Annotated in this window: 12 protein-coding genes; 7 read left to right on the top strand and 5 right to left on the bottom strand. The window is 41.6% G+C overall.

Annotated elements, in window-relative coordinates; genetic code table 11:
- The 5 genes from BHV72_RS04335 to BHV72_RS04355 form a co-directional block, all read left to right on the top strand.
- Positions 1 to 1,492 (top strand): DUF5689 domain-containing protein (locus tag BHV72_RS04335; RefSeq protein ID WP_286854900.1); only part of this gene is annotated, 1,492 nt, incomplete at its 5' end.
- 68 nt (positions 1,493 to 1,560) lie between these two features.
- Positions 1,561 to 2,757 (top strand): DNA/RNA non-specific endonuclease, encoded by a 1,197-nt coding sequence (locus BHV72_RS04340; protein ID WP_122265022.1) that lies wholly within the window; start codon positions 1,561 to 1,563, stop codon positions 2,755 to 2,757.
- An 11-nt stretch (positions 2,758 to 2,768) separates the two neighbouring features.
- Positions 2,769 to 3,803, top strand: coding sequence for an endonuclease/exonuclease/phosphatase family protein (locus BHV72_RS04345; protein ID WP_005682257.1), 1,035 nt, complete (start codon positions 2,769 to 2,771; stop codon positions 3,801 to 3,803).
- Positions 3,804 to 3,816: 13 nt separating this feature from the next.
- On the top strand, positions 3,817 to 6,561 hold the full coding sequence (locus tag BHV72_RS04350; RefSeq protein ID WP_005679322.1) for a carboxypeptidase-like regulatory domain-containing protein: 2,745 nt from the start codon (positions 3,817 to 3,819) through the stop codon (positions 6,559 to 6,561).
- A 25-nt stretch (positions 6,562 to 6,586) separates the two neighbouring features.
- A complete protein-coding gene (locus tag BHV72_RS04355) occupies positions 6,587 to 7,585 on the top strand; it encodes a DUF5689 domain-containing protein (protein WP_032838384.1) in 999 nt (332 codons plus the stop codon).
- A gap of 92 nt (positions 7,586 to 7,677) precedes the next feature.
- On the opposite strand, the gene BHV72_RS04360 is transcribed toward BHV72_RS04355, so the two are convergent.
- The 5 genes from BHV72_RS04360 to BHV72_RS04380 form a co-directional block, all read right to left on the bottom strand.
- A complete protein-coding gene (locus BHV72_RS04360; RefSeq protein WP_032838452.1) occupies positions 7,678 to 8,970 on the bottom strand; it encodes an MgtC/SapB family protein in 1,293 nt (430 codons plus the stop codon).
- A gap of 55 nt (positions 8,971 to 9,025) precedes the next feature.
- Positions 9,026 to 9,493 (bottom strand): CYTH domain-containing protein, encoded by a 468-nt coding sequence (locus tag BHV72_RS04365; protein ID WP_005682261.1) that lies wholly within the window; start codon positions 9,491 to 9,493, stop codon positions 9,026 to 9,028.
- Positions 9,494 to 9,515: 22 nt separating this feature from the next.
- Positions 9,516 to 10,568 carry a porin gene (locus BHV72_RS04370; protein ID WP_055170101.1) on the bottom strand — a complete coding sequence of 351 codons (1,053 nt, stop codon included), beginning with the start codon at positions 10,566 to 10,568 and terminating at the stop codon, positions 9,516 to 9,518.
- Between the two features lie 441 nt (positions 10,569 to 11,009).
- A protein-coding gene (prfB, locus tag BHV72_RS04375) for a peptide chain release factor 2 (protein ID WP_122118086.1) occupies positions 11,010 to 12,126 on the bottom strand; the annotation gives its coding sequence in 2 pieces (ribosomal slippage) (positions 11,010 to 12,062 and positions 12,064 to 12,126; 1,116 coding nt in all).
- Positions 12,127 to 12,190: 64 nt separating this feature from the next.
- A complete protein-coding gene (locus BHV72_RS04380; protein ID WP_005682264.1) occupies positions 12,191 to 13,996 on the bottom strand; it encodes an AMP-dependent synthetase/ligase in 1,806 nt (601 codons plus the stop codon).
- A gap of 548 nt (positions 13,997 to 14,544) precedes the next feature.
- Between BHV72_RS04380 and BHV72_RS04385 the strand changes: the two genes are divergently transcribed.
- Both BHV72_RS04385 and BHV72_RS04390 read left to right on the top strand, forming a co-directional pair.
- Positions 14,545 to 15,090: an RNA polymerase sigma-70 factor gene (locus BHV72_RS04385; RefSeq protein ID WP_005682267.1), complete on the top strand. Its 546-nt coding sequence runs from the start codon at positions 14,545 to 14,547 to the stop codon at positions 15,088 to 15,090.
- A gap of 52 nt (positions 15,091 to 15,142) precedes the next feature.
- Positions 15,143 to 16,132: a FecR family protein gene (locus BHV72_RS04390; RefSeq protein ID WP_005682268.1), complete on the top strand. Its 990-nt coding sequence runs from the start codon at positions 15,143 to 15,145 to the stop codon at positions 16,130 to 16,132.
- Positions 16,133 to 16,148 lie beyond the last annotated feature (16 nt).

Raw genomic sequence — 16,148 nt, forward strand, 5'->3', positions numbered from 1 at the left:
TGAGTCAGGTTTTGCAATAGATGATGTAAAACTCTCCACCGGCAATGGCGGACAAGAAATTGATTTAGGTGGCGGTAGCGAACCGGAAGAACCTGCAACAGAAATTACAATCCCAGCCATTATTGAGATGATGTCTACTGAAGGAACTGTTATTGATGCCAATGCCGATCGCTACTTTGAAGCGGTTGTACAAAATGATATTGAAAACGGGAATTATGTAAATAAGAACCTCGTTCTTGCAACAAAAAATGCTACAACAAGCGGAAATGGCGTTATGCTATACGGAAACCTTGCTGATCCAAAGGAACTTGGAGTCACAAAAGGAGACATAGTTAAAGTTACTCTTAAAAAAGGACTCGCAAAAGCTCAACTTTATAATAAACTTTATGAAGTGACTGGAGGGCAGAATGACGTTTGGGCAACTATAGAAAAAACTGGCAATAAAGCTACTATTAACCCAATTACAATCGAAGCAACTCAGTTGCTAGATTATCAAAGTATGACTGTCAAAATAGAGAATGCAAATCCTAAAGTATCAGGAGTATGGGGTGTGGCCCCAGGAACCGTCATATTTACTGCTGCAGGAACCGACTTTACTGTATTTACAAAAACAGGTGCCACTGGATTCGTAAACCAACCATTCAAGCCAGTAGATAATGGTGGAACTGTAACAGGAGTAGTTACTTTATATAATGGTAATCCCCAACTTGCACCACAAAGTTTAGATGATGTCGCAGCATTCAAATCCACAGATCCAACTATTGTTTCAGCCAATCCTAAATCAATAGACTTCCCTAATGAAGGAGGTGCTGAAGATATAGAAGTTACAGTTGTAAATTCTGGAGATAAAACATTGCAGATAAACGGATTATCAAATCCTTTATCTGCAAAGATTGAAGGGACTAAAATTACAGTTACTGCAGCAGCTAATCCAAAGAATAGTGTAGAATCACAAACTTTGAAAATATCAATAGAGGGAGGTAATGAAATAGAAGTACCCATTACAATCGCAGCTAAACCTTCCGGAAATGAGACTATTATCAATTTGGATTTAACAACAGCCGATAATTACCCAGACAATTTTCCTGTTGGTTCCAAAGAAAAGAAAACAGAAGCAGCTCTATTCAAATTTGGAGAATATGAATATACAGTCTCACCTTCCACTTCCGGAGGATATTATCAAATAGCAAATAGTGGCAAAGTTTATATCTTTTTTGGGAAAAAAGAAGCATATATTGAACTTCCTTCTATTCCAAATAAAAAATTGACTAAAGTCACACTCACAAGTCATACTGGAGCTGCTAAAGCTACTAAAGTAGGAATTACAGATACAAATAATAATATAGTAAAAGGTGGGGAGGCCATTGCTAAAGATGAAAACCATGTATTTACATACAATTTATCAGGAACAATAATAGATACTAAATATAGAATTTATATTGCAAGTGATGCCAATGCTCAGTTAGGTGGGTGGACACTTGTATATGAATAACTTATTATACGAAACCAATATTCTTGGCAAGATTATTTTAGTCTTGCCAAGAGTTAATCAAAATTCAAATGACATCACCTTCCAAATACTACGCAGCAGCAATAAAGTCCGTATTCTTTACGGTGCTGATACTGTGTGCATTTGCGTGTAGCAATAACGACGACCCGGTATCCCCGACCGAAGACGGAGAAGCATATTGGAAAATATCTTCGACCGTGAAATCAGTTTCCGGATCATCAGCAATCATTCTATCCGGTAAAACCGGTACGGAATGGCACGCAGAAGTGACCGAAGGAACAGAATGGTGTTCTTTCAGTAGTAAAGATTATAATATAACGACCAAAAGTGGACAGATAGCAGATGGACTCAATGTACTATACGTATATTATAAGACCAATTCTGGAAAAACTCAACGAAGAGCACAACTAACGTTGCGTTTTGCAGAGAATACTCAAAAGACTTTTGATCTGGTACAGCTAGCAGAATCCCAAGAGAATCTGCCGGCGTTTAACTCATGGGCCGAGCTACCTACTAAAGTAGAAAACACTAACTATCAATATGTTACTCACTATGGACTCTTAAACAATCAAACAATTCGTAACTATTCGATTTGTTTCGATAAAACTAAGAAAGCCGCTTTATGGGTAGCATATCCGATACATGACGCCTACTTAAGAAAGAATGTAGAACGTACCAATCGTTGGGCTTTCGACCCTATTGTTCCTCAAAGTTTCCAGGCAAATTGTGTAGAGCATTCTTATAAAGGTAGTTATGACCGTGGTCATCAGATAGCATCTGCCGACCGCGTGTGTACAGATGAAATGAATGCGCAGACATTCTATATGTCGAATATGACACCACAGCTTGGTTCCCTGAACCAACAGATGTGGGCGACTCTTGAAGGAAAAGTCCGCAGTTACAGTTGTAGTGATACATTGTATGTAGTGACCGGAGCTTATTTCGGTCCCGGAGCAACTACAACCACAGACGGTGTAGGTAGTTCCGTACCCGTTCCTACAAACTATTTCAAAGTACTGCTACGCACAAAAAGCGGTTCTACGAATAAAAAGGTGCAGGATTGCTCACCCAACGAATTAATATCTATTGGTTTCTGGGTAGAACAAAAAGGCTATGGAAATTCTATACCGAAAAGTATTTGCACAACAGTAGCTGATATTGAAGAAAAAACAGGTTTTACATTCTTCCCCAAAGTAGATAGTTCTGTGAAGCAACAGATGGATCTCGCTCAATGGGGAATAAAATGAGATACAAGCTTATGAAGAAACAATTATTTTGCACCATATTCTTTGTACTGCTGATTTCCGTTTGTTTTGGTCAGAAACCATACAAAGTGGTATTCTATAATCTCGAAAACTTCTTCGATACGATCAATGATCCCGAAGTTAAAGATGACGAGTTTACCCCCGAAGGACCCAAAAAATGGAATACAGCCAAGTATAATAAAAAGCTTGGCAATATCGAACGAGTATTGTTCGGTATGGCAGCTATCGACAAAGAGTATCCAATCGTTATCGGAGTATCGGAAGTAGAAAACCGGAACGTACTGGAAGACATTGTAGCTACCCCCAAGCTGGCACCGGGTAATTATCGGATCTCACATTTCGATTCACCCGAAGCCCGTGGAGTAGACGTAGCTTTCCTCTACCGTCCGGATGTATTCAAATTGGAAGGACAATATCCTGTAAAGACCGTTATTCCTTCATTGCCGGACTTCAAGACTCGCGATATCCTGACTATGTGGGGGACCATAGAAGACGAACCGTTCTTCTTTATGGTAGCTCACTGGCCCTCTCGCCTGGGAGGAAAAGATGTTTCAGAGTTCAAACGTATTGCGGTCGGACGCCAGATGCGCAGCATCGCAGACTCTGTACTGCAGGCCAACCCGGCAACTAAAATAGTGATGATGGGTGACTTCAATGATGATCCGACAGACAAAAGTATAACCGAAGGGTTAGGAGCTAAATTAAAAATGAAAGATTTGTCTGCCGGTGATTTATACGCCCCGTATGCCGATATGCTGAAAGCCGGTTACGGTACATTAGCTTACGGTGATGCGTGGAACATATTTGATAATATTGTTATATCTGAAAATCTTGCCAAAGGATCTACCGGAAAACTGAAAATACAAAAAGCTCCCGGATCAAAATTCTACGGCAATATCTTCAAACAACATTATATGATACAAAAAGAGGGACAATACAAGGGGTATCCACTACGTACCTATGTCGGAAATAATTTCCAAGGTGGATTCAGCGACCATTTCCCTGTATATATCTATATAAGCAAATAAAACTGAAATACTTATGAAAATAAAGAGTTTTCTAATCATGGTATTATCTTTGATTTCGCTGACTGTCGCTGCACAGAACGGCGGAATCAAGGGTAAAGTCGTATCACGTGCCACGCGTACGGCTATTGACGGTGTGAAAGTCACTTTAACACCGGGCAACGTCACAACGACAACTGACGAAAAAGGTAACTTCATATTTGAGAATTTGAATAAAGGTGAATATTCACTGGCTTTTGAAGCGGCAGAATATGAGCCATTGTCCATTGCGGTCCGGGTAGACAAACTGATAAGGGACATTAACAATGTAGTGTTAGTACCCGACAATCAATCTCCTACTGTGGACGATGCTATTTTTGCAGAATTTGATACGGAGACTTTGGACGATGCCCAATCATTGCCTTCATCACTGTCGGCATCCAAAGATGTATTCAACAACATCGCTTCCTACAAATTCAGCGAGATGCGTTTCAACCTTCGCGGATACGACTCACGCTATACTGATGTATACTTGAACGGTATCCTGTTCAATGATGCACTGACCGGATATTCTCCTTGGTCATTATGGAGCGGGTTAAACGACGCTACCCGTAATCAGGAAGTTACTTCAGGATTGAATATGGGAGAAATGGGTATTGGTAGCCTCGGCGGTACAACCAACATCAATACGCGTCCTTCACAAATGCGTAAAGGATTCCGTGCCAGTCTTGTAAATGGCAACTCAACATACCGTTTCCGTGGTATGGTGACGTATGCCTCAGGACTGCAAGATAATGGTTGGTCATACGCCTTCTCCGTTTCAACCCGACAGGGAGGTAACTCTTACGCTCGTGGTGTATATTACAATGCATTCGGATATTTCGCTGCCGTAGAAAAACAATTCAACGACCAACACCGTTTGGCTTTGAGCGTATTAGGTGCTCCGACAGAAAGAGGTACTCAACAAGCTGCCACTCAGGAAGTGTATGATCTAGTCGGAAACAACTATTACAACCCGAACTGGGGTTGGCAAAGCGGTAAACGCCGTAATGCACGTGTACGTAATTATCACGAGCCTATCGCTGTATTGAATTACACTTATGACATCAACGACCGTTCACAACTGAACGTGGCTACTTCCGTACGCTTCGGAGAGAACGGTTATTCGGCACTTACCTGGTATGCCGGTCCCGACCCACGCCCCGACTATTACAGATATTTGCCCAGCTACTCTAACGGGACTACTTACGGTGCCTGGTTAGATGAAGCATGGCGTGCCAATACGGATAATATCCGGCACATTAATTGGGGACAACTGTATGACATCAACCGTAATCAGGAAGAAAATGCAACGTATGGTCCGGGACACCGTTCTATCAATATGATAGAAGAACGCCATACCGACCAGTTGGACTGGAACTTCTATACACAGTTCTCTCATACGTTCCGCAATAATTCCAGAATAAACGGAGGAGTAAATTTACGCCGTAACCGTACGGAGTATTATAGCGAAGTGAAGGACCTGCTCGGTGGCGATTACTGGGTAGACATCGACAAATTTGCCGAACGTGACATGGGCGGATTAAATCCGATTCCTTATCAGAACGACATGGAATATTATGAAAAATACGGTCATGCACGTGCTGCCAAAAAAGGAGATAAATACGGATATGATTACTACGGAAATGTACTCAACGCACGCGCATGGGCTCAGTATGAAATGAGTTTCGGCAAACTGGGTGTCAACCTGGGCGGCGAGATCGGTCATGCTTCTTTATGGCGTCACGGGTTATGGAAGAAAGGTTTGTTCCTGGATGACTCTCAAGGCGACTCTAAGAAACTTAATTATCTGACTTATAAATTAAAAGCCAACTTCAGCTATAAATTCTCGGCAGCGCACTCTATCGAGGCTAATATCATGTATATGCAAGATTCGCCGGAATTTCAGTCCGCATTTGTATCACCGCGTACACGTAACGCCGTTACTCCGGGACTTTCCGCAGAAAAAGTATTCGGTGTAGACGGTTCCTATAATTTCCGTTTAGGAGAACTTAGGGCACGTGTATCCGGCTATTATACCAAGTTTATGAATCAGAACAAGGTTCTTTCTTACTATGACGACGTAGAAGCCACTTTCTCCAACTTTGCGATGAGCGGCATTGACAAACGTCATTTTGGTGTGGAGGTTGCTGCTTCTATTCCGCTCGACGCCGGATTCTATCTGAACGGTGCACTTAGCTGGGGACAATATACATACGATTCGAATCCCAACTACGTTCAGATACAGGATAATAGTGGTGAGATCAAAAACGAAGGTAAGGTATACTGGAAAAACTTCCGCGTAGAAAGTACTCCGCAGAAAGCAATGAATATCGGTTTGTCTTATCGTGGTCCCAAGAATATCTATGCTTCACTGGATTTGAATTATTACAGCAATATGTACATATCCATGAGTCCGCTGTATCGTACAGATGCGGTATTGACTCCGGGTATGACAAAAGAAGATGTTGCAGAACTCCGTAGCCAAGAGAAATTCAACTCTGCCTATGTAGTAAATGCCAGCATTGGTAAGAACTGGTTTATCAAGCGCCAGTACACTCTTGGATTCAGCCTGGAAATGAAGAATCTTCTCAACGACCAGGACATCAAGACCGGTGGTTACGAACAGGTTCGTTTGTTGAAGAACAAAGATACAAGTTACCAAACTTATCAGCCATTTGACTCCAAATATTTCTATATGTTTGGTTCGACTTACTATCTGAATCTTTATTTCCGCTTCTAATCTGTAACGAATAAAAATGAGAACTATGAGCAAATTATTAAAAATATGTATGGTTGTAGCCGCTGTACTCAGTTTTACCGGTTGCTACAATGACTTTGATGATCCTGCACCGGCTAAAGTCTGGACAGAGGCAGATTTCAACAAAGACCAAATCATTACAATCAAACAGTTGAAAGATATATATTATGCCAAATACGCTCCGGGATCAACTGCCGGACTTGGCAAATATGTAGAAATCACAGAGGATTATGTAATCCGTGGTAAAGTAATATCAAGCGACCAGGCCGGGAACGTTTATAAATCTCTTTATATCTATGACGAGACTTCCCAATCCGGCATCGAACTAAAGCTAATGGTCAGCAACTATGTGTATTATCACATGGGACAGACTATTTATGTGAAGACCAAAGGAATGGCTCTCGGCAACTACCGGTATATGATTAGTCTCGGTATGCCGCCTACGGAAGCGGATATTGAGAAAAACTATGCAAACCGCAATCTGGAAAACCAACTGTTGATAAACGAACATATCTGCCCGGGTGCTATGGGAGAACTGACGGAGAATGATGTTTTAGTTATTACTCCAAGCAACTATGAAACAGCACTCAACGACGATGCGCTGGGACGCCTGGTTCGTTTCGAAGGATTAACCTATAAAGAAGGTACATCCGGTAACAACTTCTATCCTTCCTATCTGGAGGCTATTTATGAGAATGGTAAAACCGAGGCTACATACACTAGCAAGTCTTATATATCCGAAGGATTAACACCCACGTATGCATATAGCTATAATAACCAACGTTATTATGGTTCGGCATGGTTCTCTTATGGCGGTACAACCACCGAAGATAAGGGTAACTACATTGTACGTGTAAGCGGATATTCAAACTTCGCCCTACAACCATTGCCCGAAGCCGGTGCAACGGGAGATATAACAGCCATTTATACAAAATACTCTTCCAGTTCAGGCGGTTTCATCACTTACCAGTTACTGGTGAACAGTTTTAATGACATTAATTTCTAAGTATAAGATACACATTAAACCCAAAAGGAGAAAACGATCATTGTTTTCTCCTTTTTTCATTTTATTATTCCGTACTACCGTAAGTATCTTTCTTAAAGATAGAAGAACAGCAACAACACAAAATTACAGGCAATCACTACCCCGAATCCCCCTAAAATCCAGGGACGGAGCTTACTTCCCTTCCCGGCGAAGAACAAAGCATAGAACATATTCACCATTATATTACTGATGATAGCCTGCATACTGCAAGCAGTAATAATCAGTGCGGCAACGCTACCGGTATTTTGCAACAAGTTCAAGATAAAAGGAGTAATATCACTAAAGCCGGATACAAAAGAAAGCAGATTCAATCCACCTGTACCTGCGTAGACTAACGTATAATGAGTCAGCACAGTAAAGATTACAAATAATACGGCAAAGATTAGGGCAACCTTAAATTCCAGCGGGTTACTGCTATCATCATCTTCCGGTTCGGCATCCGAATCTTTAGGACGTTTCTGCCGGGAATGAATAAACCACCCTACAGCCGCAGCTATCACCGACATAATCAGCAAGTACGGATAAATAGACTGGAAAATCTCCCGGCTAAAAATCAGTATCAGTATCATAAAACGCAGGAACATCATACTGACAGCAAACAGCATGGCGGCAACATAGTCGGTAGCTTCCTGCTCCGACGCTTTCCGACTTTTACGGGCAAGTACCGAGATCGTAGCCGTACTGCTATACAGCCCTCCGATAATGCCGGATACCAAAGTGCCTGACTCATGGAATACATATCTTTTCAGCAGATAAGACAGATACGAGATGCCGGATACCACAACCGTTGCCAGCCAAATGGAATAAGGAGTAAGATTGATATCAGGAATCAGGTTCTTGTTCGGCAACATAGGCAATATGATACCACTGATAGCAAGGAATTTCGCCAGCGTAATCATTTCATCATTCTTCATACGCTGAGCAAATTCGGTAAACGTATGTTTCAGTTCGGTCAAAAGAAGCACCGTCACAATCACCATGACGTAAAACCAGGAAGGTTGAGTGGCTACGATAGGAGCCATGCAATAGGTAATCAACGCAATAATAATGGTAGTAACACCAAAAACATGAAACTGAGACTGCTTGACGTAATAGTTCAGTCCCAACAACAATCCCAACACTGCACCGCCTCCCATAAACAGACGCATATCGGTAGGGTCGAGTATATAGAGCAGATACCCCAAGATTCCGATAAAAGTAAATGTACGGTCGGTCCCGAAAAGGGTAGTTTCACCCTCACGCTTCAAACTGATTCGGCGCTGCGAAAGCCCGATTAGTAAAGAAAACAAGGTCACCAGAACGAAAGTGACCAATTCCCGCGGCAGATAGTTGTACAACTGTTCCATATCCATACATTGCTCTTTTAGAATAGGAACAAATATACGGTTTATTTGTTAACGTTCACCACGTTTTATACGGTTTTTTCATTAGTTGGGAGTTGTAGTAACGCACATCTCCGGTCACTTCCTTACCGATGAAGTCCGGTTTCACAAAAGATTCCTCTTCCGATTCCAGTTCGACTTCCGCCACGACAAGTCCTTCATTCTCACCATAAAACTCGTCAACTTCGAATACATGCTTACCGCTTCGTACCAAGTAACGGGTCTTATCAATGATACCGGGTTCACAAAGTTTCATCAGTTCTTCCGCTTCCGCCAAAGGAAGCTCCTTCTCCCATTCATAACGGCTGGTTCCGGAAGCATTGGAAGCTCCTTTAATGGTAAGATACCCCTTATCGTCACGAATACGGACCCGTACAGTCCTCCCACGAGCACTGCTGATATACCCTTGTACAATCCGGCTATGCGAGGTTGCCAGAGATTTAAACTCACCGGAGACTAAAAACTTTCGTTCTATTTCTTGTGCCATGGCACAAAAGTAATGAAATTCCTTAAAATCTCGTCATAAACTCAATGACGATTTTATCCCGTTCCGACTCTTTAGGGATACCCGATTTCTTGTAGAAGTACTTCTCGAAGTTCAGACGGAGATCGGCAATAAAAGCCTTGGAGAGACTAAGCGTAATCCCGCCTGTCACACGGTGACGGGCATAGTCATTTATAATCAACGTTTTTGTTGTCTCGTCAATCGTACCATTGCTATGGTCCGTCATCATATCATAACGGGCCAGGAAAGATATTTTATTAAAAACCTTCTTCAGCGGCAAGTCATAATTGACAAAGCTGTTAACTGCATGAACATCTTTAAACGCATTATGCCCATACATTTTATACAGGTATTCCGCCTCAATATGGAAACGATTGTTCTGATAATAGATACCGGCATCATACATATTGATTCGTACATCTTCCGGTTTTATCATTTGAGTGCTAAGTGTCACATTCCAGTTCTTGCCGGGCAGTAACTGCGCCTTTATAGAATAATTCAGTGTTTTGTGCCATTCTTTCTGGTTTGTCAAACCGGAACCGTTGAACAGTCCACCTTCCAGAATAAACGGGAAATCTCCTTTATGTGTATAGGCAGAAGTAAGTCCGACATCACGCACATTACCCACCTGCTTGGCAATAAATGAACGGTTAGCGAAATACTGTTGGTGCGGTGAACGGTGTGCATCTATCGTGAAAGGAACACGCATCTGCCCAATTGTAAAATTCAGGTCTTTCACCGGAAAGACACGTGCGTACGCATCAAGCATTTTGATAGAGCCTTCATCGGAAAGGTCGATTTCTGCCTTATAAGCAACCAGCGGATGTACATTTCCCGAAACACTGAAACGGGCATTGCGTACCTCAAAACGGCTTTCGCCTGTTTCTGTCTGATATTCATATTTGCCCCGGATCGTTCCGTGGATTTCCGGCAGATAATCCTTTATCTCCATTGTCTGCTTATCCAGTTTCTTGCCATCTCCGGCATCATCCTTGGCCTGTCCAAAGGCTGCTGTCGTTAGCAAAAGTGTAACGACGGTTGTTGTAATTCTACTCATTTCAGTTGTTTGCTACTATATTCGCGGCAAAAGTACAACTGTGAAGATACACCGGAATGACAAACCGGCTACGGAAGAATTACAGAAAAGTTACATTGATATTACAGGGGTTACAAAAGCGTTACAAAACAAGAATTCACCACAGATCACATGATTTTCACCGTCCGGGCAGACCTTCTTTTCGTGCCCCTTGTGCAATCTATGTAATCTGTAGTGAATCAATCAACCGAAAAAGGAGAATGCAACCAACATTACCAATGCCAAAATAATTAATGAGACGAACACTATTTTGACTACCTTTTGGGCTTGTTGTTCTTCCTTCTTACTAATCGCTGTTTTTTTCTTAGCCTTACCCATAATAGTTAGTTTTAAAGTTCAACACTAACAAAGTAAGAACAAATCTTTTAACTTTCCAAAAATAACACTTGCTAATTTTGTTTTTTATGATTCCTGCGAAGAAAACTCCATCAGGTAAGCCTTGATAAAGCCATCGATCTTACCGTCCATTACTCCGTTCACATCCGAAGTCTGATAGTTGGTACGATGATCCTTTACACGGCGGTCATCAAATACATAGCTTCGGATTTGCGACCCCCATTCAATCTTCATCTTACCGGCTTCCACCTTTGCCTGTTCCGCCATACGATGCTGCAATTCCTTATCATACAAGATAGAGCGTAACTGACGCATTGCATTTTCACGGTTCTTCGGCTGGTCGCGGGTTTCGGTATTCTCAATCAGGATTTCCTCTTCTTCGCCCGTATAAGGGTCTTTATACTGATAACGCAAACGGACACCGGATTCTACCTTGTTCACATTCTGACCACCGGCACCACCGCTTCGGAATGTATCCCAGGAAATACGTGCTGTTTCTATATTCACCTCGATACTGTCGTCTACCAGCGGAGTCACAAATACGGAAGCAAAAGAAGTCATACGCTTACCTTGTGCATTGTACGGAGAGACACGAACCAACCGATGCACGCCGTTCTCACCTTTCAGATAACCGTAAGCAAAATCTCCTTCGATATTGATCGTACAAGTTTTGATTCCCGCCTCATCACCTTCCTGAAGGTTGGCAATCGTAGCCTTATAACCATTTGTCTCGGCATAGCGCAGATACATACGCATCAACATGGATGCCCAGTCCTGACTTTCCGTACCACCGGCACCGGAATTGATTTTCAACACACAATCCATCTGGTCGGCTTCGTCACGAAGCATATTCTTGAGTTCAAGTGCTTCCACCGCCTCACTGGCTTTCGCATAAGCGGCATCTACATCTTCCTCTGTCACCAGTTCTTCTTTATAGAAATCAAATGCCAGTTCCAGCTCGTCTGCCAGTGTCTTCACCTCATTATAACCGCTAATCCACTTCTGCAGATCCTTTACCAACTTCATTTGAGCTTCCGCCCGTTTCTGGTCGTCCCAGAATCCCGGAGCTTGTGTCCTTAATTGTTCTTCTTCGACTTGAATTTTCTTCCCGTCGATGTCAAAGATACCTCCTCAGCGCATCTGTGCGCTCTTTCACGTCTTTAAGTTGTTCAATAGTAATCATCTGATTTACAATTTTATTAGTTATATTTTTTCAAATCCGGTGACAAAGATACGAAAAAGCCTGCTTACTCCTCATACATCTTTTCAATCAACTCGCTATAATTCTGCGCTACAACCGCCCGTTTCAATTTCAGCGTGTTGGTCAGTTCGCCACGTTCCATGCTGAATGGTTCGGGAAGCAGAGTGAAGCGCTTGATTTGCTCGTAATGAGCAAACTGCTGTTGCAACGTTTCTATCCGGGCACGGAAAAGACCGACAATCTTCGGATGTTGCAGCAGTTCGGCCATATCTTTATACTCAATGCCTTTCTCCTTAGCATATTCCTTCACGTATCCATACACAGGAACAATAAGGGCAGAAACAAACTTACGCTGATCGGCAATAATAGCAATCTGATCGATATAACGGTCAATCACCAGTTTTGTTTCCAACGCTTGCGGAGCGATATATTTGCCGTTCGATGTTTTGAACAGGTCTTTGATACGTTCCGTCAGGAAAAGCTGTCCATTCTTAAAGTAACCTGCATCCCCCGTGTGGAACCATCCGTCGGGGTCAATAGCGGCAGCAGTGGCTTCCGCTTTCTTATAATATCCTTTCGTGATCGTCTTGCCACGAAGCAGTATTTCATTGTCTTCGCCTATCTTCACTTCAACTCCCGGCAGTACGACACCCACCGAACCGATGTCATAGCCCACCGGCAACGTACAGGATACAGTAGCCGTAGATTCCGTCAAGCCGTATCCAACCACCATATTGATGCCTACCGAATGAACAAATTCATTGATCTCATCGGGAACGGCAGCACCGGCAGTCGGGAAAAAGTTTCCATTCTCAATGCCGATCGTCTTCTTCAGTAAAGAATAGATCGTTTTTTCGTAGAACTTATATTTCAGCTGATTCATCACCGGAGGTGTTTTCCCCCGGCGCAGATAATCCAGATTATGGATTCTACCCACTTTGATAGCATCCAGCATCAACGCCTTCTTTAAACCGGTTGTCTCATTGATCTTCTCCTGTACGCCTGCATATACCTTTTCCCAGAAACGGGGAACACTGCACATCAACGTCGGCCGGATCTCCTTGATAGTCGTCTGAATATCTGCCGGACGAAGATTGATACAAATCTGCACGCCTTTATGAATACAAAGGTAACACCACGCTTTCTCGAATACGTGCGTCAGTGGGAGGAAGTTCATGGATACATCCTTATCCGACATTGTCGTCAGGCGGTCGTCATGTGTATGGAACTGTTCCAGATAGCAGGAATGATGCAGCATGACTCCTTTCGGTTCGCCCGTTGTTCCGGACGTATAAAGGATATTCGCCAAATCATCGTAAGAAGCGCGTTCCGTACGTGCTTCCACCGTATCATTATGCGGGAGTCCCTCCCCCATTGCCATAAATTCATCAAAGTAGATAGAAGATACATCACGAGGGTCTTTCACCACCGAACGGTCAAAGATAATCAGTTGTTGCAGGGAAGAACAGAAACCGAAAATGCTGAAAGCAGCATCATATTGAAACTGTTCCCCCACAAAAAGGTAACGAATCTGCGCATCATTGATGATGTATTGCGCTTGCGCAGGCGAACTGGTCGCATAAAACGGAATGGTAACAGCGCGATTGGCAAATGCACCAAAGTCAACATAGAACCATTCGGGCTTATTCTGTGAAAATATACCGATATTCTCTTGTTCTTCCACTCCCAACGCCACGAAAGCATTAGCTGCTTGTCGTACAGTTCCCGAGAACTGATTCCACGAAATAGGAATCCATTGAGCTGTCTCATAGTCGCGGTATTTTAAGGCTACCTTGTCGCCATATTTTTCGGCCTGACGATGGACCAGGACAGATAAATGATGATAAGTCATACTCTTTGTATTAGTAAATATGGTACAAAGGTATTAGTTTTATCTCATTTAGACAAAATTAGTCAGAAGTTTTACAATGGGTATTGAAAATCAGTGTTTTGTTTGAGAATAGAACCAGTTTTAACCCTAAAAACTAACCATAATTATTAATCATAAAAATACACTAGTATCCCATTAAAACTAGGACGAATTAGAATTAAATAAATTTGGTCCATTTGGTCTGAACCGTTCCTTGTCATTTTGAAATTTAGTTTTATCAGTCAAAGAAATACTCAATATCTGAAACACACTACTTTTGCGTTGCAATTCAAACATTATATTATTGCTTAATTACTTTTACACAAAAAAGTCGTTTTACGCAATTATTTCAAATAAAATCAATAAATCAGTACTTATACACTGATTATTAGCCGTTTAGTTTTAAAAAAGTATTGAAAGCTTTCTTTTTTTGAATGTTTTCTTATGAAAAGGTTGTCGATAAATTATTTAATAATTAATTTTGTTGGAGGGTTTTATATTTTACTTGTTAATCTAAATGGATACACATGATGATTATCACACGAATGGAAGATAAAGTTCTTCGTTTTAAAAAGTTTTTTGATCTGAATTTTCCCAAAGTAAAAACTTTCGCATGGCAATTATTAAAATCAGAAGAAGATGCAGAAGATATTGCTCAGGATATTTTCGTTAAGTTATGGGAGAAACCGGATTTATGGTTAGAACGTGAAAAATTGGACAGTTATTTATATACAGTTGTACGAAACCATATCTATAATTTCTTGAAACACAAGGCTGTTGAATATGACTACTTGGATGTTGCAGCAGAAAAAATGCAAATGGCGGAACGGGGATTGCCTACGCCGGATGATGAATTTTGCGCTCATGAACTTGAACTTTTTGTTCAGATGGCTCTTGAACGTATGCCGGAACAGCGCAGGCGTATTTTTTTAATGAGCAGGGAAGAGGGAATGACCTCACCGGAAATTGCAGCGAAATTGAATATTTCGGTTCGTACAGTTGAACAACATATCTATAAAGCCCTTCAAGATCTAAAAAAAATCGTTTTATTTTTATTTTTTTTCTATCTAGACTAAGTATGTATGCCCGGCAAGTTGTCTCTTATATGTAACACTTGAGTTGGTTTAGATGAAAAATAAATTAGAAAAACAGCTACGTTCTTTTATTGACTTTGATTATTCAAAGCGAACGATCGACAGGTTTCATCGTTGGATGATTAGTTCTGATTCTGCCGAAGAGAAAGAGACAGCACTTCGTAATCTATGGTTCAAGACAAAAGGAAAGGCTGAGCACGATATGGAGTATTCGTTTCGGCAGGTATTGGATAAAATCGGAATTGAATACACTCCAATGGTTACAGATGTAAATCGCTGGAATTTGTGGAAATCTGTTGCGGCAGCTGCTGTTATTGTCGTTCTATCTGTGACAGCTACTTTGTGGATAAGCTACAATCATTTTGACAGAGACAACATTGCAATGGTGGAACATTATGTGAATAATGGAACCAGAGAGACAATCAGCCTGCCGGACGGGACTACCGTACATCTGAACTCCGGTTCACACGTGTTTTATCCTGAAAATCTCGAGGGCAAAACCCGAACGATTTATTTGATAGGAGAGGCTGAGTTTAAGGTAGCAAGAAATCCGAAGAAACCTTTCATCGTGCGATCATCAAACATGGCGATAACTGCTTTGGGAACAGAGTTTAATGTGAAAGCTTATCCGGAAGAAGATGTAATAACTGCTTCTTTGATCGAAGGAAAAGTACGAGTAGATTGTAATGATACGATTAGTTATGTTTTAACTCCCGGTTATCAGGTTGTGTATAACAAATGTACGGATGACTGCCAAATGCTGACTGCAAACATGAAAGATGTGACGGCATGGATGCGGGGAGAACTTGTGTTCGATAAGGTTACTCTCACCGAAATTGTGCGGACGTTGGAACGTCATTATGGAATCACATTCCATATCTCAACAAAGAAATCCAATCAAGATCGTTATAATTTTGTTTTTAGAAAAGATGCCACTTTAGAAGAAACATTGGAAGTGATGAAGGTTGTCATTGGTCAATTCGATTATCGATTGGAAGACAGTATCTGCTATATTATCTGGTAGAGAAAAACAATAAATA

Source organism: Bacteroides sp. 43_46 (assembly GCF_001915455.1).
In the GTDB taxonomy this organism is placed as follows: Bacteria; Bacteroidota; Bacteroidia; order Bacteroidales; family Bacteroidaceae; genus Bacteroides; species Bacteroides caccae.